Source organism: Bacillus horti (genome assembly GCF_030813115.1).
Classification (GTDB): domain Bacteria; phylum Bacillota; class Bacilli; order Caldalkalibacillales; family JCM-10596; genus Bacillus_CH; species Bacillus_CH horti.
Genome location: NZ_JAUSTY010000004.1, coordinates 24,440 through 43,190, shown reverse-complemented (window position 1 = coordinate 43,190; position 18,751 = coordinate 24,440). Strand labels below are relative to the sequence as shown.

Sequence of the window (18,751 nt, the reverse complement as noted above, 5' to 3'; positions counted from 1 at the left end):
TTTCACTTCTTTAGATAAAAACCATCCTAATACAAATAATAAAATTAATACACTCCAGAAAATGAGCTTCCACACTGTGGATTCAACAAAATCATGAGAAATGACATCAATGCTAGGATGGGCTAATGTATACATTCCAAGCTTTACACCGACCCAACCAACCACAAGATAAGCGGCTGTCTCAAGGCCTGGCTTACGGTGGAGCAAACCAACAAAAAACGTAGCTGCAAAACGCATGATAATTAAACCGACAAGTCCACCAGTAAACACAACTAAAAAGTGACCCCCATCCATTCCTCCAATGATGGGAAGATTCGTTCTTGGGAGTGTCACTGAAAGGGCAATGGCTGCTAATATAGAATCTACAGCAAAAGCTATATCGGCAATTTCAACCTTCAGCACCGTCATCCAAAAGCCTGAGTTCTGTTCCTTACCGGTTTTATTTTTTCTATTTTTTAGCACAAATTTACGTACTAAATGATTGATCGCTAGGAAAAATAAATAAATGGCTCCAATCGCTTGCACCTGCCACACATCCACCAAAAAGGAAATGGCAAATAACGAACCAAATCGAAAGACAAAAGCTCCAGCTAGCCCATAAAATAATGCCCTTTTTCTTTGCTTTTCAGGCAAATGCTTAACCATAATCGCCATCACTAACGCATTATCAGCTGCTAAAATGCCCTCAAGAGCTATAAGGATAACAAGAACCCATAGGTATTGTAAAAGTACAGCATAGTCCATTCACCATTCTCCTTATCATTCGCTTTATTTAATTCTCAGTTCTATACCATTATATTTTTCCCAAAACAGATAAAATGACCCGAAAAAAATAAATTTGTAGATAAATATAAAAACGTCTGCTAGCAAAGCTTAACCCCATGACCTAGACAGGGGAAGTCAATTTATAGCAGACGTTCATTATTCTCTTAATGGTATTAAAGCATATTCTCCTTAAATCGGTGAATGATGAAGCTTTTATGCAATCGTTTTATTGCTTTCAACAGGTGCCTGAATAAAAGGCATTGTTTTTTTGACCTTCAACGCTATATAGCTAGCTATGATGACTTTTATGATATCTCCAGGAATATAGGCCAGTGATCTTGTAGCCTCTAGCCACAAAGGTACCTTATTAATGAATGCAGCGTATGGAATACCAACCGCATAGATCACTAACACACCACCAAGAAAATTAATCAACAGTAGCTTCCAAAAGGAAAGGGTATACCAATTTTTTTGGACCAAATAACCAATCACAAAAGCAGCAACTGGCCAGCTTAAGAGGAACCCTCCTGTAGGACCAATAATCACTCCAAATCCGCCTCTTGGACCTGAAAGGATTTGTGCTCCGACTGCTACTAGTAATACAATGAGCAGCAAACTTAATCCCCCTCTTTTTGCTCCTAGAATAGATCCTGCCAGCATAACTCCTATCGTCTGTACAGTAAGAGGAACTGTATACAGTGGTAAATAAAAGGCTGGAATCATTCCTAAGACTGCTACAATAGCTGTAAACATTGATACGTATACCATATCCTTGACTTTCATATCCATTCTCTCCCTTAACTAAATCACTCTAAAAATAACCCTTCAATAATGAATCCTTCTATAGTATAAAGGAATAGAACTATATATATCAACTTATTTTTTTTATTGGTTAACATATGTGTTGATTTTATTTGATCAGTCTCTTTTTTACAAAGATTCGTTTTATGCTCATAAAAGGGATATGAACAACTAAATGGAACAGCATACCGCTCAGCTAGTCATCCTATAAGTAAAAAACACCACACAAAGAAGGAGGACAACTAGTCATGTTGTCCTCCAGCTATTTTCTTCCTATTGTGTAGCTTTAGTTGTAGGAATACCGCCCAATTTCTTCTCCCATTTTCACCTTTGCTCCTACAACCAGATTATGATTGAGCAGAACACTCTGGCCTTTCATTAGAAGAACAACCGTTGAACCAAACTCAAAATAAGCAAATTCTTCCCCTTTACCAATTTTCGTTGAGCGCATACGGTCGGTTAGCTGAATGCTTGCTACATTTAACGCTCCTACCTTAATCAGGGCTAGTTCTGTATGCTCATTTTTTATATATGTAATTAATCTCTCGTTTCTACTCAAAACCTGCTTCATATTTTTTAATGAGAAATCATTCACAGGGTACACCCTTCCCTCTAAATGAACATGCTCTTTAATTGTACCTGTTATCGGAGAATGAATTCGATGATAGTCAGTAGGACTAAGATAAAGGACGATAAACGTACCGTTTTGATACACTTCTGCCTTCTGTGGATCGGCTAAAATATCTCCCACCGTGTAGGCTTGTCCTTTTACATTAAGAATAGTTCCTTGTCTAATATCTCCTATTCCGGTTACTATTGCGTCCACAGGACTGACGACAATATCCTCTTCTACATTTATGAAACGAGCTTCCTTCTTCAGCCTTCTAGTGAAAAATTCATTAAGACTTTCATATTCATGTATGGATTTCTCCGCTTCATTTATATTAATGTTATAAGCTTTAGCAAAACGGTGAATGAACACTTTGCTTGCTCTATGCTTAGCGAATCTACCTGTAGTTCTTGAAATGAGTTTGTTTGACGATAGGTTTGTCAAAAGCTTATATAATGGTTTCATCCTAAATCTCCTTGCTCCAGCTATTTTAGATTATGATGCTTCACCTATCTGTTTTCTCTACTTCGTATCATAGCGGAAATCTTGTAATTGTCAAATTTTCGTATAAAACACCAATAGATCATCCAAACCTTTTTTACTCATTATAATACGAAATAGATTATAAAATAAGCACCGTCTGCAATCTTTTCTCGAGTAACTACCTTTGCTAGAAAAGAGTATTGACGGTGCTTTTTCTTATTTCCAAAGTTTCTTTATCAGCTTAAGACCATTTTTTGAGGAAGGGTAACGAAACTCCATATCAAAACGATTCGTTTGCTTTAATACACTTTTTTCGTGAGAAAATGTTTTGAAGCTTTGCTTACCATGATAGCTACCCATTCCACTTTCACCAACCCCACCAAACGGTAGATAAGGAGTGCCAATATGCATTAAAGTATCGTTAATACACCCACCGCCAAATGAAACCTGCTCCATAACCTTTTCTTGTAGCTGTGTATCTTTGGTAAATAAGTACAGAGCAAGAGGCTTGGGTCTTTCTACTATTTTAGCGATACACTGATCGATAGACTCATACTCTAAGATCGGTAAAAGAGGTCCAAAAATCTCCTCCTGCATAATAGGATCCTCCCAGCTTACTTGGTCAATAAAAGTAGGGGCTATTTTCAAAGCCTCCCGATCATACTGACCACCTATCACTACATTACCATTTCCCATAAAACGTAACAATCGATCAAAATGTCTTTCACTTACTATACGTCCATACCTGTCAGACTGCACAGGATCCTCTCCGTAAAACGCTTGAAGCACTCGTTTACATTCCTCTATAAACTCAGCCTTGATACGGCTAGGCATTAACAAATAATCTGGAGCGATACAGGTTTGGCCTGCATTTGTAAATTTTCCGAACAACACTCGTTTAGCCGCTAGCTTTATATCTGCATCATCGTGAAGGATACAGGGACTTTTACCACCTAACTCAAGGGTTACAGGGGTAAGATTCTTAGCTGCTGCTTCCATGACAACCTTCCCTACCTGCACACTGCCCGTAAAAAAGATATAATCAAAGGGTTGCTTTAAAAGCTCAGTACTAGTTTCTACACCACCTTCAATCACCGTAACATACTCAGGCTTGAACACCTTCTCGATTAGCTTTACAATCACTTTCGATATATGTGGTGTAAGCTCTGAAGGCTTTATTATCGCCGTATTTCCTGCAGCAATTGCTCCTATTAACGGGGAAATTGCAAGCTGAAAAGGATAGTTCCAAGGTGCTATAATAAGGACTACTCCATAAGGCTCAGAAATGATCATCCCTTTTGAGCCGATATGGGTTATAGCTGTTTTCACCTTTTTGGGCTTTGCCCACTTGTGTAGCCTCTTTTCCGTGAATTTAATTTCCTCTAATAAAATGCCAACCTCAGTGGTGTATGCTTCATATTCCGATTTATTAAGATCCTGCTTTAGGGCGTCTACTATGTCTTGTTCAAATTCTTTTATCCCTTCTTTTAATAATTGAAGCTGCTCTAATCGTTTAGATACACTCTTAGTGGCTCCTGATATAAAATAATCCTTTTGCTTTTGAACTGAGTATTCTAGCGTTTTGCCTTCCTGACCTGCTACCATGATTTCAGCATCCCCTCTTTGCCTTATAGTTTCAAGCCAAAGCCTTGCTGTAGTCGATTTGTAAAGCTTTTTTTGTATTCCTCTGTTGCAAACTTGCTCATTCCATTAATCATTAGACCTGCATAATAAGCAGACGGAGCAATTTCCTGTTGTGCTTTATCGACAACTTGATATGTGTAGGCTCTTACCCTTTTTCCTTGAAAATGAATGTCTACTTCTATTCGCTCATACTTCCCAAGATGAACACCCTCCCGTTGATCAAGGTGAGGTAATTCCTCCTGAGCAAAAGAATATAATACTCCCTGAACCTCATCACCTAAGGAACGAACGACATCTGCTACACCCCCATAGCGACTCTCACCGTATAGTGTAAAGGCTAAACGATAATTCTTTAGTATCGCTGACCCAAGCACCTCAAACTCTGCTATTGTTCTGGTAAAGTCCACTTGATCCATGCATGAACCATAAGCAAAATAATAGATTTTCTCCAAATGCTTCTCCTCCTTTTCCTCTCATTAGATAGGTTTTTGTATGTGTTATGAAACAAATTGAAGAATGGTAAAAATTAGCGCTTGAATTCCACCAAGTATACCTCCAAGCAAAGCACCAAACCAGGTAATCATTTTTAATTCACGATGAGCTACCGATTTAATTAATTCCTCAAGCCTAGGCAACGGGAAGGATAGAACCTGATTTTCAACGATTTTAGCTAGCTTAAGCCTACCCACAAGCTGCACAATTTGTTGATTTAATGTATTCACAATTTGCTCTAGAAGTTTTGGAATTTGTTCCTGGATTTTATTTTCAGTCTGTATCGTTAATAACTCTCCTAGTTCCATCAGCTCAAGCTTTCTCATCTCAGTATATATATATTCCCTAACCCAATGTTTAGTTGTATAGCTTGCTAAGCCTTCACTTATAACCTCTTGAATTTTGTGCACAATTCGTTCCTTGGGAAGTAAAGCGTCTATCACTTTTCGAAAACCACTTTGCTTTTGTAAAGCGTTCTGCATAAATTGATAAATTAAACGCTCACCTTCTATGGAAGTAACAAGCCGATTGCCTCTCTTCAAAATTTCATTTGCTGCATGCTCCGCCATTTGTTCAGTTTCCAATCCAAGTTTGCTCGTTATTTCTCCTACTTTAACTAACCTTATACGCTGTAGATAGTCTTGAAAAGTATCATCTAGCCATTGCCGAAGCTGGTGCTGAACTTCTGGTGTCTGTAGATACTCTTCGAGAGATTCTTTTGTAACTAAATGCTGCTCAATGATTTGCCCAAGCTGATAGGCAATATCCTTGTGTCTCCTCGGAATAAGTCCTGGGGTAAAAGGAAGCTTCCAGCTAAAGAAAAATTTGGCCTTATATGGACGAAAAAGCATGCTAATGGCGACCACATTCGTTATCCCTCCAATAAAAGCTCCTGCTATGATACTAATTATCCAAACAAAGCTAATCCACCACATCTATCGCCCATCCTTCATCAAATTTTCACCTAGTCTGTGAATGAAACATAGTCTATATTATCTACTTATGCTTTTTAGAGGGGAAGAAGCCGATGACTGATTCAAAAGTAATCATATCACACACACCTGATTCTTCACATGGATTACCAATGATCAACATACCTGCTGCACTCATAAAAAAACTTCGCATTCCATACGATTATCCTCTCCAATTACAGTTCTCAACTGGGCATAACCAAGTGCTTTGTCGACCATTGCCCTACAAGCTGGGACATGTACAAGTGGATGAAAAGTTTGCTAAGCATTTAGGGATTCCGGATCAATGTCAATTACAAATAAGTTACTCACCTATTACTGCCAAGCTAAAACTAGGTCCAGTTTTAGCTATTCTTGTGAGCAAAATATCCAAAAGCCACCCACCTTATTTTAAGCTTAACCCATTTTTTGAAGAAGTCATCCTTTATGCTCGAAATCGTCATATCCTTCCTTACGTAACTTCTATAGATCAGTTGCTTAAAGGCACGGATAAAATAATGGGCTGGGTTTTTTCCAAGGGCAGTTGGACGGAAGAAGTAGTCCCCTATCCGCAAATCATCTACAACCGTATTGGAAGTAGAAAAGTAGAAAACTCTCATGCATATCGTGATCTGAAGGAATTACTAGAAAAGAAAAAAGTGCATTTATTTAATCAAACGTTTTTAGATAAATGGGAGGTTTACGACAAACTGAGTGAAGACCGAGCTTTCTCTCCATACCTTCCACAAACTAAACTTTTTGGAGCTAATCCTTTACGGATGATGCTTAGTCAATACTCGACTGTTTATGTAAAACCAATTCATGGCTCTTTAGGAAATGGCATTTATAAGATAAGTAAACACCGAGATGGGTATATAACCCAATACTCTACACGAAACGGGCAAATTCATAAGCAATTTGCTCATCAAAATCAGCTATATAGCTATTTAAGTAAAAGAGTATCAACCAAAAAGCATATCATCCAGGAGGGCATACCCCTCCTTCAATTTCAGGAGCGTACCGTTGATTTTAGAGCACTCATGCAAAAAAACAAACTTGGTAAATGGAGCGTAACCTCGATGGTTGCACGAGTAGGCCCACTTAATCGCTTTGTTTCAAATATAGCAAGAGGCGGAGAAATTGTTAAGGTTAATTCAGTATTGTCGGCATGTGGGTTTAAAGAGCCCAAAATAATGAGACAGCAGCTTATTCACGTAGCTAAGAAAACTTGTGAGGGCATTGAGAATTCATACAAGGATCAGTTTGGCGAGTTGGGTGTGGACCTTGGTTTAGATAAACAAGGTCGTATCTATTTATTAGAAATCAACTCAAAGCCTTCAAAAACAGAGGATACAATTCCTTCCATAGAGACAAAGGGATCAAAAGGCCGCCCCTCTGTGCACCGCCTGCTGGATTATACCCAATTTTTGTCCAATCAATTATTAAAATGAGGTGTCTTCTTACTATGAAAAAAGCTCACCTAGGTATTTTAGTTCGTTATCAATCTACAACTAAGCATCCTCCATTTATAGAGCAATCCTATTTCAAAAATCTATCTATTTATGGAGAAAAAACAGGAGTGACGGTTACGGTATTTTCCCCTCTTTTTATGGATTGGAAAGCAAAAAAGGTTCAAGGCTATCGCTACAACCAGAAAAAGAAGATCTGGGAAAAGGGTGACTACCCCGTACCCCATATTTTATATGATCGTATTGCTTATTCCAATCGATCTCAAATTAGAATGCACCATGCTGCTATTACAAGGCTAGTTCAAAATAGAAATATTTCTTTACTCGGGAGAGGTCTTCCAGGCAAATGGAATGTCTACAACATGGTCAAAGATATCCCGGAAATCAAATCTTTTTTACCTGAAACCATTCTTTATCAACCAGACCTTAATTGGGAAGCAAAGCTGCAGGAGCATACATCTATCTTTTTCAAGCCAGCCTCAGGAAGCAACGGAAAAGGGGTATTCAGAGTATGGACAGTAAATCAGCAGGTTTTGATCCAAGGGAGAAATAAAGCCAACAAAGTATTCCAAAGGACCTTTCCTTCCGTTAAGAAGGCCAATGAGTGGATTAAAAGCTTTATGAGTTCTAGAAGCTATATTATCCAACCTTATTTACAATTAGACTCTACGGAAGGGCACCCTTTTGATCTAAGGATACTTCTGCAAAAGGATGAGCATGGACAATGGAGAGAAACAGGGCGAGCTGCTCGAATAGGTCAAAAATTTACCCTCACCTCTAATATAAAAGGTGGAGGGACAGCTCTTGAGGCAAATTACCTGCTTAATCAGTTTTTTGCACCGACTCAAGTCAAACAAATTAATCAGGACATCTCGACGATCCTAAAGCATGTACCTAAAAACCTTGAAGAGCGACATGGTCAACTGATTGAACTAGGCGTCGATTTAGGAGTTGATCGGTCAGGTCATGTGTGGATTTTAGAAGTTAACTCAAAGCCTGGTAGAGAATCCCTAAAACTTTCTAAAAACCTAAAAGCGTATCAGGCTTCTATTCAGAGCCCTATTAACTATGCCTGTTTTATCGCTTCACAGTCTGGGGGTAACGTTGTTTAATGAGTGCCTTGTATACCGTATCAATTAAAGCGCATAAAGCTTCAAAAAATAGAATTTTCTTAGGTCCCGAGTTCTCTTCACATTACAAAAGAGGAGAAATTATAACGGTTCATTATGGTTTAGAGCAGGTACAGGCAATCGTTACTCCGATCAAGAATTCTGAGCATGTAATTTTCTCTAAGGATGTATGGGATAGACTTTCCCTTCCCTTCCCACACAAGTTACATGTAAAAACGGATCACGAAAAAATTAGCCTAGGGCCATTAGTAGGCATCATGACGACAAATTTCACCCCGAGTTCGAAGGCACCACTTGGCCCACGCACCGATTTTTTTAAGGAGTATATCGTATGTCAGAAATATGTCCCATCTTCCTATTTTCTCTTTTCTCCGTTAGACGTTTCGACAGTATCTAATCGAGTAAGCGGATACTTTCTAATCCAAAATAAGGGAAAGAAAATCTGGAAGAAATACAGCGTTCCTTTTCCTAATGTTGTCTATAATAGAGTTTTTAGGCGTGGGGAAAAAATGAGTGTCGTCAAGCATGGGCGCGCCATTCTTGAGAATGCTGGAGCCAAAGTCTTTAACCCTTTTACGTTTAATAAATGGAATATCCATGAGCTCATCTCTACGAACCCAGCTGTACAAGAGTATTTGCCTGAAAGCATTTTAGATCCAAGTCTACAGGATTTAAAAAGACTTTTGCGTAAGCATAAAATGATCTATCTTAAGCCTGCTGAAGGCTATATGGGCTTAGGGATCATCCAAATCAACAAGAATCCAGAAAAAGGTATTTCATGTCGCTTTAATCGTCATGGAAAAAACCATCTCAAGCCTTATCCTTCCATGAAATTATTTATCAAGCAATTCTTTAAAGGGCGATCTTTAAAAAAATATATCGCTCAGCAGGGTATCTCCCTACTTCAGAATGCAGGGAGAAATATTGATTTCCGGGTTCACGTTAACAAGGATGAACATGGTCAATGGAACATGACTGGTATAGCAGGAAAAATATCTGGAAAAGGCAGTGTGACGACACATATTCGAACAGGTGGCCATGTGCTAAGCTTTGATTCCATTATGGAAAAGTTTTTCTCAAAAGAGACCCAGAACAAAATTTATCAGGAGCTGAAGCAAGCCGTCCTCACTCTAGCACAAGTGATCGAGGATAGTCTGCCAGGCTATGTCGGAGAGATAGGCTTTGATATCGGTTTGGATGCTACTGGACATCCTTGGATGTTTGAGGCCAATTCACAGCCCGGAAGACATGTGTTTGCCTTGCCCGAACTAAAAGAATGGGATGTCATTACAAGACGCAATATTTTAGATTATTCCTTGTTTTTATCCGGCTTTACTAAGAAGGAAGTGCATGCTTCATGAGTTCTTCAAGCAAAGTGAAAGTTTATTATCATCCAAAACAGAATGCTTGGTTTATCAAAAAGCATCAGAGAAGTAAAGAGGAAAGTACGTACTCCTGGGGGGCGAATCATGCCCCGATTCAAAAGCTTTTCGTTCCGAAACTGCCAGACTCACAGCCTTCTTTTTCTATTAATACAGTTAAAAGTAGAGAATCAAGAAAAAAGGGGTACCTTGTCCCGCTTATTGGAATTATGGCAGCCAAAGGGAATAATGCACCATTTACTGGAAATCGCAGAAATTTCATAGATCTTATTGGAACCGGAAAAAGAAATGGAGCTATTCTTTATGTGTTTACCCCTGATCAAATTGATTGGGAAAATGAACAAATCCGAGGCTGGTTTTACAACTTTTCCGTTAAAGGATGGCAAGAAGCCCTCTTTCCATTTCCAAATGTGATCTACAACCGTATTTCTACTCGTGAACAGGAATCATCTTCAGACGCACAGCAAGCCATATCTAGATTTCAAGCGTATGGTAAAAGACTTACCCTGTTTAACCCACATTTCTTTAATAAGCAGGATACCTTTCAGCTATTAAAATCGTCTAGGGAGCTAAGTAGCTTTCTTCCTGATACTCAGATCTTACAAACAAAACAGGATTTAGTTCAAATGCTTCGCAAGCATCAAACGATTTATTTAAAACCCACTAAGGGTAAAGCAGGAAAAGGCATTTTACGAATCATTATACAGCCCAATGAAAGAAACTTTCTGTTTACCTCACAGCTTTCTAACCAAATCATTTCAATGACCGTAACTAGTGTAGAAAAACTATGGAGACTCTACCAGAAATACAGAATATCCTCTCCATATATTGCTCAACAAGGTATAGAACTTGAGACCATTCAAGATCAGCCCTTTGACTTTAGAGTACTCGTACAGAAAAATAAGACAGGACAATGGGAGGTTACAGGAGTTGGAACAAGGGTAGCCGGAAAAAACAGGATTACAACACATGTTCCTCAGGGGGGAAGAATAGAAAATTCTAATTCTGTGCTTGAAGCTCTTTATCCGAATCAAGCCCCACTGATTTTGGCAAACATCCATCAGTTAGCCTTAGCCATTGCCAAAATCCTAGAAGCTAATTATCATGTTCTCGGTGAGATGTCCATGGATATTGGGTTGGATAAAAAAAAGAGACTTTGGTTCTTTGAAGCTAATTCAAAACCTATGAAATTTGATGAGCCTACGATACGCACTAAATCACTTAATAATCTTATTGATTATTCCAAGCATCTAACATTTAACCATTCATAATGTACTCTTAAGCATCAAGGAGGAACATATCTTTGAATATTAAAAATCTTAGCCCTGCTCAGTTCGAAAGGCATAGAGCAAAGCTTACTCTCTTCATTCAGAAAAACGGAGATAAAAGAATTACAAAGGACGCGATTGAATGGGTCAAGCGTGTTAATCCTACTAGGCTTAGCGAGGAGGAAACAGTAGTCATCGTGGCTAGTGAAGGGAACAAGGTAATCGGTGTTTTGATTGCTGCCAATTATGGCATTGAAGAAGGCGTTATTGTTGTAGATCGGAGAAATCGAAATCATAGTATTGCAAAGCGTATGGTTCAAACGGTTATCTCTCAGCTTAACAAAATATACGGAAGAATTGCCCTAGATAATATTCCTAGTCTTAAGGTATGTTTGGATAATGGATTGGTTGCCTTTCATTTGTTTGAAGGACCTACAGGAAAGCCTACAGTATGGGTTGGAGGAGGAGAATGGACTAAGGAAGATGTTCTAAATTAGGGCAATTTATAAGCTCCTTGAATAAATATCTAAAACAAAATAAGTGCAAAGAGTCACATCCTACTCTAAGCACTTGTTTTGTTTAGTTATTAATTTGTTTGGTTATTAGCCCTATTTTTTTTATTTAGACTCTTGTCCACTTGCCTTTCTTAACTCATTGGCTAGGCGATTAAATTCTTTTTCCGCTTCTTTATTCCCTTGAACAGTAAACCAGCCAGCACTTAAAAACCTAATCATTTTGTCAGCATCCTCTTTTTTGAGCATATACGTCTGTCTCCTTTCATCATATTGCTTAAGCTGATGGCTATTGATAATAGAAAGTAGCTTGTTCGCATACTGAGGATCTGTGGCATATCCGCACTGATAAAGCATTTCAGCTTGTGCTTCAGGACTTCTGGCTTCCCTTACTCGTTGGTACCGTGGGAGTTCGAAAAGCAAATCCTGATCATGGAAAAAGTGCTCAATAGATTCGTAAGCTCTGAAGGCCGCAACAATATCTACACGCTGACCGTCATACACCTCCCAGGTTCCCTTATTAACCACTCTTCCAGTCCAAAACTCATTAGGTCTTCCGTTTCCTACCTTATAGCCTCCAAGATTGTTCCAACTCGGAACCTTCCATCCAGTCTCTAAAGCAGATTGAGCAATACGAATAGAGGGAAAAATACTGGATCCCTCAGCAAAAAGTTTAGTCACATGGGGGACAAGGGCTTCAATAAAAGCTTGCTGTGTCATATCCACTCACTTCCTCTCTACTAATGTATCCAATTTTATTTCGTCTTCCTGTACACCTAACTAGTATGAAAAAATTGGCCAGTGTAACCCTATAGTTTCTTTAGATAGGAGGTTTTCTCCTTTTTTCCTTCCATAATTTACACATGTTATTGATTCATTATTTTTTGTACAATGGGAGGTGCCCCCGCCAAAGGGCGACATTTTCAAAAGGAGAGCTGAAGAATCCCCTCAGCTCTCCTTACTATTTTCAAATCTAACCTACCACAACTTTCAATCTTATGGATATGGTACCAATTATATAAGGGTACATATCTTTTACTCGCTTGTTATATTCTTACTCTCTATTTCTCTATATAAATTAGGTTTTCGATCAACAAATACAGGGATTTGCTGTCTTACATGGTCAACCTTTTCCTCAAATACAGGCGATATATAAACTCCTTGCTCCTCATCAGCCAAAACAAGCACCTCTCCAAACGGATCATACATGACAGAATGACCACAGGAATGAACACCGTTTGCCTCCCCACAGCCATTTACAGCCACAACGTAAAGCTGATTTTCTATTGCTCTGGCACGATTTAACGTTAACCAATGCTCTGAACGTGGGTGTGGCCATTGAGCTGGAGTAAATAGGATTTTCGCTCCCTGAAGAGCTAAGCCCCTAGCAAGCTCAGGAAACCTTAAATCATAGCAGATTTGAACCGCACACGGGATACCGTCTAGCTCAAAAATTTGATTGCTTTTGCCCTGTTCAAAATAGTTCGTTTCTGATCCTGGTGAAAACAAGTGAATTTTATCATAGCTATAGACTTGAGCGCCCTCTCTATTAAATACATAACATCTATTGTACACTTTGTCCTGCTCTTTCATCGCAATAGAACCACCAACTACATTCACCTTATAGGTCTGTGCTATTTTCTGTAGCCAAGCTAAACTATCATCCTGCTCGGCCTCCTTGGCAAGCTCGTGAATATTTTTTGGGAAAAAGCCTACATTCCAGGTTTCAGGTAATACCAGCACATCAGCCCCCTGCTGAATAGCTAGCTGAATATAGGGTTCCATCAAAGTTCTATTCTTTTGAGGCTCACCGAGTAAAGTAGAAACCTGTATCATAGCAATGTTCATTTAGCTTCCTCCTCTTATATTATCAACTTTAAAGTCTATGATACCTTTCTTCATTTATTATATCCACTATCTCTACCACTAGATCAAATCTATCTCAAAATTAATCAGATTATAATTCGTATTTCGAAATATTAGATTTTCATGTACACTATTGTATAGAGAGCTTTCAGAGAGACTATTAACTCTATTTTTTCAGAATAGTATAACATAACTTATCTTGAAAAAGTAAAACCTAGGAGGCGACAGCACGTTGAGAATTGAACCTTTTCTATTTGTAAAATCAGCTACACACCCTGTCTATCATCCTACTGCTGACAGAGTTACTTATCTTAGTAATATGACTGGTATTCCTCAGGTATGGGAATATGATCGCGAAAAAGAGTTAAACTACCAGCTTTCCTTTACGAGTGAGAGAATCATGTTTGTAGGATACATCTCTGGTAGCTCACAAAAAATTATTGGCATGGATGAAGGGGTCAATGAGAGGCAGCAGCTTTATTTACTTCACTCTGATTCTACTCTCACTCCATTAACAGATCAGCCTGATTTCATTCATAAATATGGCGGGGCGTCCGCTGATGGCAAACGGATTGCTTGGGCTAGCAATCGTCGTAACCCACGCTTTTTTGATATCTATGTTCAGGACCTCGAATCCCTTGAGTTTCGATGTGTCTATGAAGTAGATGGAAGCTATGCTCCTATCGCCTGGCACCCTCAGCAGGAAGCTCTATTAATTGAAAAGACGAATACAAATCTAGATCAGGATTTAGGCTTACTAGATCTTCAATCTGGTGAGGTAAAGTGGCTAACTTCTCATAATGGTGAAGCAGGATTTTATCATGCTCATTTTAGCCAATCTGGAGATTCGATCTTTGTTCTTACGAATATGGATCATGAATATGTCGGGCTAGCTGAAATCAGTACGACCACTGGACAGCTGACATGGCTAGATCAAGAATTTTGGGACTTAGAAAAGCTTGCTATAAATAAAGCTAAAACACATGTAGCCTACTCCATTAATGAAGGTGGGTACTCAAAGGCTGTATTGTACAGACTAGAAGATGGTACAAAAACACATTGGGAGCACCCTCAGGGGGTTATTGAGAAAATCTCGTTCTCTCCTGACGGAAAAAAACTAGCTTTTGTTCTTAACGGAGCTACACATCCAACAGACCTTTGGGAATACGACCTTGTGAAAAATGAAACGAAAAGGCTAACCTACGTTTCCTGTTCACCCTCTGTTCAAGAAGAGCTAGTAGAACCAGAGCTCATTGAATATATATCCTTTGACGGGCTAAAAATTCCTGCTTTTTATTATAAACCGAAAAATACGACTGGCCCCTTGCCTGTTTTAGTATTTGTACACGGTGGTCCAGAAAGCCAAATTCGACCAACCTACAACCCTTTCTTGCAATATTTTATTCATCATGGGTATGCTGTTTGTACACCAAATGTTAGAGGAAGCTCAGGCTACGGGAAGACAAGCATCCACCTCGATGATAAGCGCAAAAGAATGGACTCTGTTCAAGACTTGGTTTCTCTTGTAGACTGGTTGAAAGCTGAAGGTGACGCAGATCCAAAACGGATCTCAATTATGGGACGTAGCTATGGTGGATTTATGGTGCTCGCAGCCATTACCCATCATCCTGATCTATGGGCGGCAGCTATAGATATTGTAGGAATTTCAAGCTTCAAGTCCTTCTTGCAGAATACGAGTGTCTGGCGTAGAAAGCTACGTGAAGCTGAATATGGGTCGCTTGAAGAGGATAGCGATTTCTTCGATCAAATTGATCCCATTCACTACACAGACAAAATTAAAGCTCCTCTCCTTGTTCTGCATGGTGCTAATGACCCGCGAGTACCAGTGGAAGAAGCGGAGCAGATTGTAGCTGATCTCAAGAAAAGAGATCATCCTGTTGAGTATATTTGCTTTGAGAATGAAGGACATTTTTTTGTGCGTACAGAAAATAATATTACAGCGTATACGGAAGTAGCCCGATTTTTGGACCGCTGGTTAACTAAATCTTAGAACGGAAGGAAGTGAGCTTCAATGAAGCACACCGTTATAGAATCATATTTCAAGGAACATCGCGAGAAACACTTAGATGAATTGAAGGAGTATTTAGCTATCCCAAGCATCAGCTCTTTATCTGATCATAAACAAGATGTAGCAAAGGGAGCCGAATGGACAGCCGATGCACTACGAAAGATAGGAATTGAAAATGTTGAAATTATGCCTACAGCTGGTCACCCGGTTGTTTACGGCGAATGGTTAAAAGCTGAAGGAAAACCTACTGTGTTGATTTATGGGCATTACGATGTACAACCCGTAGATCCTCTCCACCTTTGGGATACACCTCCTTTTGAGCCTGCGATTAGAGATGAAAAGCTTTATGCCCGTGGCGCAAGTGATGATAAGGGTCAAGTTTTTATGCATATCAAGGCCATTGAAGCTTTATTAAAAACAGAAGGTACATTACCTGTTAATGTGAAGTTCTGTATTGAAGGAGAGGAAGAGATCGGCAGCGTCAACTTAGATCAATTTGTTGAGCAATATAAGGATAAGCTAAAGGCGGACGTGCTCGTTATCTCAGATACAACTCTATACGCTAAAGGAAAACCAGCTATTTGCTATGGACTACGCGGATTATGTGGTATGCAAATTGATGTAAAAGGAGCAAAAGGGGATCTGCATTCAGGTCTTTATGGTGGAGCCGTACAAAACGCTCTACATGCCATTGTCCAGCTTCTTAGCACACTACGAAATGATCAGGGTAAAATTATGGTCAAAGGCTTTTATGATAAAGTTCAAGAGCTAACTGAAGAGGAGCGTAAAGCGTATGAGGCTTTACCTTTTGATGCTGAGCAGTATCGCTGCGAGCTTGAGGTTCCTGAGCTTTTTGGAGAAGAAGGCTTTTCAACATTGGAAAGAACATGGGTCCGCCCGACTTTAGAAATTAACGGCGTATATGGTGGTTTCCAAGGAGAAGGCATTAAAACAGTTCTGCCTGCTGAAGCTCACGCCAAAATTACCTGTCGCCTAGTGCCAGATCAAGATCCACAGGAAATTGCCGAACTTATCATTGAACATATTAAGGAGCATACTCCTCCGGGTGTCACCGTAACTACTTCTTTGTTTGATCAAGGAAAGCCATTTGTTACACCGTTTGATCATCCTGCTATTCAAGCAGCAGGTCGTGCCTATCAAAAAGCCTATGGTGTTGAACCTGCCTATACGAGAATGGGGGGATCAATTCCTATCGTTGAGACGTTTGGCACTCTTCTAGATATTCCAGTTGTGCTAATGGGCTTTGGACTACCTGAAGAAAACTTCCATGCTCCTAATGAGCATTTTCACTTAGAAAACTTTGATCAGGGACTACGTACTCTTTGCTATTATTGGTATGAGCTAGAGGAAGCTCTAAAGAACTAAGCTAATGTAGCTAAGAATAGTCTAGATTCGCGCTTTACTAAGTGTTTGATCTGAAGTCACGAGAAGATTTTATATATATAGTGTCCCAAGAACAACGTACAAAAAAAAGAGCATCGCGTAATCCGATGCTCTTTTTTATATGATTTTCTTCAGATGATTAATAGCTTCTTCTGCGTCATTCCCTACCGCTTTTATCTTAATCCCTCCTTTAAATCGAAATAGTAATGGGAGACTCATTAAGCTTTTCATATTAATTTCTTTAGAATCCCCCTCCGCTAGAATAGAACATTGATAGCAGTTTGCTCCGTTCACCAATTCCCGCATTTGCTCGTAATTTAGTCTTCTCCCTGGATCAATCATAAAGGAAACCTCCAACATTTCCACCTCCTCTTTTCTCCTATCAAATAGTTATATGAAGCCCCAGTTTAAAGTATGATTAGTTTTATGGAATAGGATCGTTAGTATTAAGAACAGTATATGTGATGATAAAGTAGGAATCCTTCACTTTGTCATAAAAATTAACATATTTTTTTACAATCAATGGCAGATTTTCTTTCGTTTTTGCTGTCTTTTCGACAAAAGTCATCTTTTTGTTCATTTTTTGAGCAAATGTATTGTTTGTTGCTTCACTTTATGGATAAAATAATGATTAAAGGCTGTGTATTTGTTACACAGTTCAATAGAAACTATAATTATGGGAGGAATCATATTATGGCAGTAAATCGTTTAGTAGGGAAACCTGCACCTAGCTTTGAAATGGAAGCTGTATTACCAAATAAGGAGTTTGGAAAAGTTAGCCTTGAGGAAAACATCAAAAATGACAAGTGGACAGTTCTATACTTCTATCCAATGGACTTCACATTTGTTTGCCCGACTGAAATTATCGCGATCAGTGATCGCTATGATGAGTTCGAAGATTTAGATGCTGAGGTTATTGGTGTTTCTACTGATACCATTCACACTCACAAAGCTTGGATCAACACTCCAAGAGACACAAACGGCTTAGGTGATTTAAAATATCCACTTGCTGCTGATACAAACCATACAGTATCACGTGAGTACGGTGTTCTTATTGAAGACAAAGGGATTGCTTTACGTGGATTATTCATCATCAGCCCAGAGGGTGAGTTAATGTACTCTGTCGTACATCACAATAACATTGGTCGTGAAGTAGATGAGGTTCTTCGTGTACTTCAAGCTTTACAAACAGGCGGACTTTGCCCGGCTAACTGGAAGCCAGGACAAGCTACACTATCTGTATAAGCTAAACACGCTTCTTAAATGTAGGTATCCGCTTAACTTAGCTGTTAAGTGGGTACCTTTATAAATAGTAGGATTAGGATTCATTTTGCTAGAACTGATTAGATGATAGTTCACCCAGCTGAAATGTATTCTGACATGTGAACTGTCTATTCAGATAGATTGGAGGCGATCGTAATGAGATTACGTACACCAATGCCTGAGCTTGAAGGAGCAACAGCGTGGTTAAATGGAGAAGTGACAAAGGATGAGCTTGTTGGAGACAGGCCAACCTTAATTCATTTTTGGTCTGTTAGCTGTGGTCTATGTAAAGAAGCTATGCCACAGATTAATGAGTTTAGAGACGAGTATAAAGGTAAGCTAAATGTGATTGCTGTACACATGCCGCGTTCTGAGAAGGACCTTGACTTAGAGCAAATCAAAGAGGTAGCTGCTGAGTTTGATATTTCTCAGCCAACCTATGTAGATAGCGAGCATAAGCTTACGGATGCATTTGAAAATCAGTATGTTCCTGCTTACTACGTATTCGATAAAACAGGTGTTTTACGTCACTTTCAGGCTGGTGACGGTGGGATGAAGATGCTAACAAAACGTGTAACTCGTGTGCTTGAGGAAAGTGAAAAGCAGGAGTAGTTCTTTATCTTCATATGCTAAAAGTCGAATAAGAAATGATTAAGACGTTAGGATGTTTCCTAGCGTTTTTT

At 39.1% G+C, this 18,751-nt stretch carries 17 protein-coding genes and 1 pseudogene; 9 read left to right on the top strand and 9 right to left on the bottom strand.

Features of this window, described 5'->3' with window-relative positions; genetic code table 11:
• Nucleotides 1-12 precede the first annotated feature (12 nt).
• The 6 genes and pseudogenes from J2S11_RS05340 to J2S11_RS05315 form a co-directional block, all read right to left on the bottom strand.
• Nucleotides 13-744 (bottom strand): annotated as a pseudogene (locus tag J2S11_RS05340) (TerC family protein); the annotation flags it as partial.
• 234 nt (nucleotides 745-978) lie between these two features.
• Complete coding sequence (locus tag J2S11_RS05335) at nucleotides 979-1,548, bottom strand: biotin transporter BioY (protein ID WP_307391946.1); 570 nt, start codon at nucleotides 1,546-1,548, stop codon at nucleotides 979-981.
• A 304-nt stretch (nucleotides 1,549-1,852) separates the two neighbouring features.
• On the bottom strand, nucleotides 1,853-2,641 hold the full coding sequence (asd, locus tag J2S11_RS05330; RefSeq protein ID WP_307391943.1) for an archaetidylserine decarboxylase: 789 nt from the start codon (nucleotides 2,639-2,641) through the stop codon (nucleotides 1,853-1,855).
• Nucleotides 2,642-2,875: 234 nt separating this feature from the next.
• On the bottom strand, nucleotides 2,876-4,264 hold the full coding sequence (locus J2S11_RS05325) for an aldehyde dehydrogenase (RefSeq protein ID WP_307391941.1): 1,389 nt from the start codon (nucleotides 4,262-4,264) through the stop codon (nucleotides 2,876-2,878).
• 23 nt (nucleotides 4,265-4,287) lie between these two features.
• Nucleotides 4,288-4,755 carry a gamma-glutamylcyclotransferase family protein gene (locus J2S11_RS05320; protein WP_307391938.1) on the bottom strand — a complete coding sequence of 156 codons (468 nt, stop codon included), beginning with the start codon at nucleotides 4,753-4,755 and terminating at the stop codon, nucleotides 4,288-4,290.
• Nucleotides 4,756-4,800: 45 nt separating this feature from the next.
• Nucleotides 4,801-5,730: a DUF445 domain-containing protein gene (locus J2S11_RS05315; protein WP_307391935.1), complete on the bottom strand. Its 930-nt coding sequence runs from the start codon at nucleotides 5,728-5,730 to the stop codon at nucleotides 4,801-4,803.
• 92 nt (nucleotides 5,731-5,822) lie between these two features.
• Here J2S11_RS05315 and J2S11_RS05310 point away from each other — a divergent pair, with 92 nt between their 5' ends.
• Genes J2S11_RS05310 through J2S11_RS05290 form a run of 5 tightly spaced genes read left to right on the top strand, consistent with a single transcriptional unit; the run spans nucleotide 5,823 to nucleotide 11,491 of the window.
• Nucleotides 5,823-7,196 carry a YheC/YheD family endospore coat-associated protein gene (locus tag J2S11_RS05310; protein WP_307391932.1) on the top strand — a complete coding sequence of 458 codons (1,374 nt, stop codon included), beginning with the start codon at nucleotides 5,823-5,825 and terminating at the stop codon, nucleotides 7,194-7,196.
• A 14-nt stretch (nucleotides 7,197-7,210) separates the two neighbouring features.
• Complete coding sequence (locus J2S11_RS05305; protein ID WP_307391930.1) at nucleotides 7,211-8,326, top strand: YheC/YheD family endospore coat-associated protein; 1,116 nt, start codon at nucleotides 7,211-7,213, stop codon at nucleotides 8,324-8,326.
• Nucleotides 8,326-9,705 (top strand): YheC/YheD family endospore coat-associated protein, encoded by a 1,380-nt coding sequence (locus J2S11_RS05300; protein WP_307391928.1) that lies wholly within the window; start codon nucleotides 8,326-8,328, stop codon nucleotides 9,703-9,705. The genes J2S11_RS05305 and J2S11_RS05300 overlap by 1 nt, the downstream gene beginning before the upstream one ends.
• The gene (locus J2S11_RS05295) at nucleotides 9,702-10,997 is read left to right on the top strand and encodes a YheC/YheD family endospore coat-associated protein (RefSeq protein WP_307391926.1); all 1,296 of its coding nucleotides are present in this window, start codon (nucleotides 9,702-9,704) and stop codon (nucleotides 10,995-10,997) included. The genes J2S11_RS05300 and J2S11_RS05295 overlap by 4 nt, the downstream gene beginning before the upstream one ends.
• 32 nt (nucleotides 10,998-11,029) lie before the next feature.
• Complete coding sequence (locus J2S11_RS05290; protein ID WP_307391924.1) at nucleotides 11,030-11,491, top strand: GNAT family N-acetyltransferase; 462 nt, start codon at nucleotides 11,030-11,032, stop codon at nucleotides 11,489-11,491.
• Between the two features lie 120 nt (nucleotides 11,492-11,611).
• Here J2S11_RS05290 and J2S11_RS05285 read toward each other — a convergent pair whose 3' ends face one another.
• Both J2S11_RS05285 and J2S11_RS05280 read right to left on the bottom strand, forming a co-directional pair.
• Nucleotides 11,612-12,226 (bottom strand): glycoside hydrolase family 73 protein, encoded by a 615-nt coding sequence (locus J2S11_RS05285; protein WP_307391921.1) that lies wholly within the window; start codon nucleotides 12,224-12,226, stop codon nucleotides 11,612-11,614.
• Nucleotides 12,227-12,541: 315 nt separating this feature from the next.
• Nucleotides 12,542-13,354: a carbon-nitrogen family hydrolase gene (locus tag J2S11_RS05280; protein WP_307391918.1), complete on the bottom strand. Its 813-nt coding sequence runs from the start codon at nucleotides 13,352-13,354 to the stop codon at nucleotides 12,542-12,544.
• Between the two features lie 250 nt (nucleotides 13,355-13,604).
• Between J2S11_RS05280 and J2S11_RS05275 the strand changes: the two genes are divergently transcribed.
• Entirely contained in the window at nucleotides 13,605-15,383 is a 1,779-nt protein-coding gene (locus J2S11_RS05275) for a S9 family peptidase (protein ID WP_307391916.1), read from the top strand.
• A 21-nt stretch (nucleotides 15,384-15,404) separates the two neighbouring features.
• The gene (locus tag J2S11_RS05270; protein ID WP_307391914.1) at nucleotides 15,405-16,787 is read left to right on the top strand and encodes a dipeptidase; all 1,383 of its coding nucleotides are present in this window, start codon (nucleotides 15,405-15,407) and stop codon (nucleotides 16,785-16,787) included.
• 135 nt (nucleotides 16,788-16,922) lie between these two features.
• Here J2S11_RS05270 and J2S11_RS05265 read toward each other — a convergent pair whose 3' ends face one another.
• Nucleotides 16,923-17,165, bottom strand: a complete 243-nt coding sequence (locus tag J2S11_RS05265) for an HPr family phosphocarrier protein (RefSeq protein WP_307391911.1) — start codon at nucleotides 17,163-17,165, stop codon at nucleotides 16,923-16,925.
• A 333-nt stretch (nucleotides 17,166-17,498) separates the two neighbouring features.
• Here J2S11_RS05265 and J2S11_RS05260 point away from each other — a divergent pair, with 333 nt between their 5' ends.
• Both J2S11_RS05260 and J2S11_RS05255 read left to right on the top strand, forming a co-directional pair.
• Nucleotides 17,499-18,050 carry a peroxiredoxin gene (locus tag J2S11_RS05260; RefSeq protein WP_307391908.1) on the top strand — a complete coding sequence of 184 codons (552 nt, stop codon included), beginning with the start codon at nucleotides 17,499-17,501 and terminating at the stop codon, nucleotides 18,048-18,050.
• 174 nt (nucleotides 18,051-18,224) lie between these two features.
• Nucleotides 18,225-18,680, top strand: a complete 456-nt coding sequence (locus J2S11_RS05255; RefSeq protein ID WP_307391905.1) for a TlpA family protein disulfide reductase — start codon at nucleotides 18,225-18,227, stop codon at nucleotides 18,678-18,680.
• The last annotated feature ends 71 nt before the right edge of the window (nucleotides 18,681-18,751 follow it).

Excerpts from the sequence above, each read along its gene's own strand:
- J2S11_RS05285 (WP_307391921.1), bottom strand. The coding sequence starts at position 12,226 with ATGACACAGCAAGCTTTTATTGAAGCCCTTGTCCCCCATGTGACTAAA.
- J2S11_RS05315 (WP_307391935.1), bottom strand. The coding sequence starts at position 5,730 with ATGTGGTGGATTAGCTTTGTTTGGATAATTAGTATCATAGCAGGAGCT.
- J2S11_RS05310 (WP_307391932.1), top strand. The coding sequence starts at position 5,823 with ATGACTGATTCAAAAGTAATCATATCACACACACCTGATTCTTCACAT.
- J2S11_RS05305 (WP_307391930.1), top strand. The coding sequence starts at position 7,211 with ATGAAAAAAGCTCACCTAGGTATTTTAGTTCGTTATCAATCTACAACT.
- J2S11_RS05260 (WP_307391908.1), top strand. The coding sequence starts at position 17,499 with ATGGCAGTAAATCGTTTAGTAGGGAAACCTGCACCTAGCTTTGAAATG.
- asd (WP_307391943.1), bottom strand. The coding sequence starts at position 2,641 with ATGAAACCATTATATAAGCTTTTGACAAACCTATCGTCAAACAAACTC.
- J2S11_RS05255 (WP_307391905.1), top strand. The coding sequence starts at position 18,225 with ATGAGATTACGTACACCAATGCCTGAGCTTGAAGGAGCAACAGCGTGG.
- J2S11_RS05325 (WP_307391941.1), bottom strand. The coding sequence starts at position 4,264 with ATGGTAGCAGGTCAGGAAGGCAAAACGCTAGAATACTCAGTTCAAAAG.
- J2S11_RS05280 (WP_307391918.1), bottom strand. The coding sequence starts at position 13,354 with ATGAACATTGCTATGATACAGGTTTCTACTTTACTCGGTGAGCCTCAA.
- J2S11_RS05295 (WP_307391926.1), top strand. The coding sequence starts at position 9,702 with ATGAGTTCTTCAAGCAAAGTGAAAGTTTATTATCATCCAAAACAGAAT.
- J2S11_RS05300 (WP_307391928.1), top strand. The coding sequence starts at position 8,326 with ATGAGTGCCTTGTATACCGTATCAATTAAAGCGCATAAAGCTTCAAAA.
- J2S11_RS05335 (WP_307391946.1), bottom strand. The coding sequence starts at position 1,548 with ATGAAAGTCAAGGATATGGTATACGTATCAATGTTTACAGCTATTGTA.
- J2S11_RS05265 (WP_307391911.1), bottom strand. The coding sequence starts at position 17,165 with ATGTTGGAGGTTTCCTTTATGATTGATCCAGGGAGAAGACTAAATTAC.
- J2S11_RS05270 (WP_307391914.1), top strand. The coding sequence starts at position 15,405 with ATGAAGCACACCGTTATAGAATCATATTTCAAGGAACATCGCGAGAAA.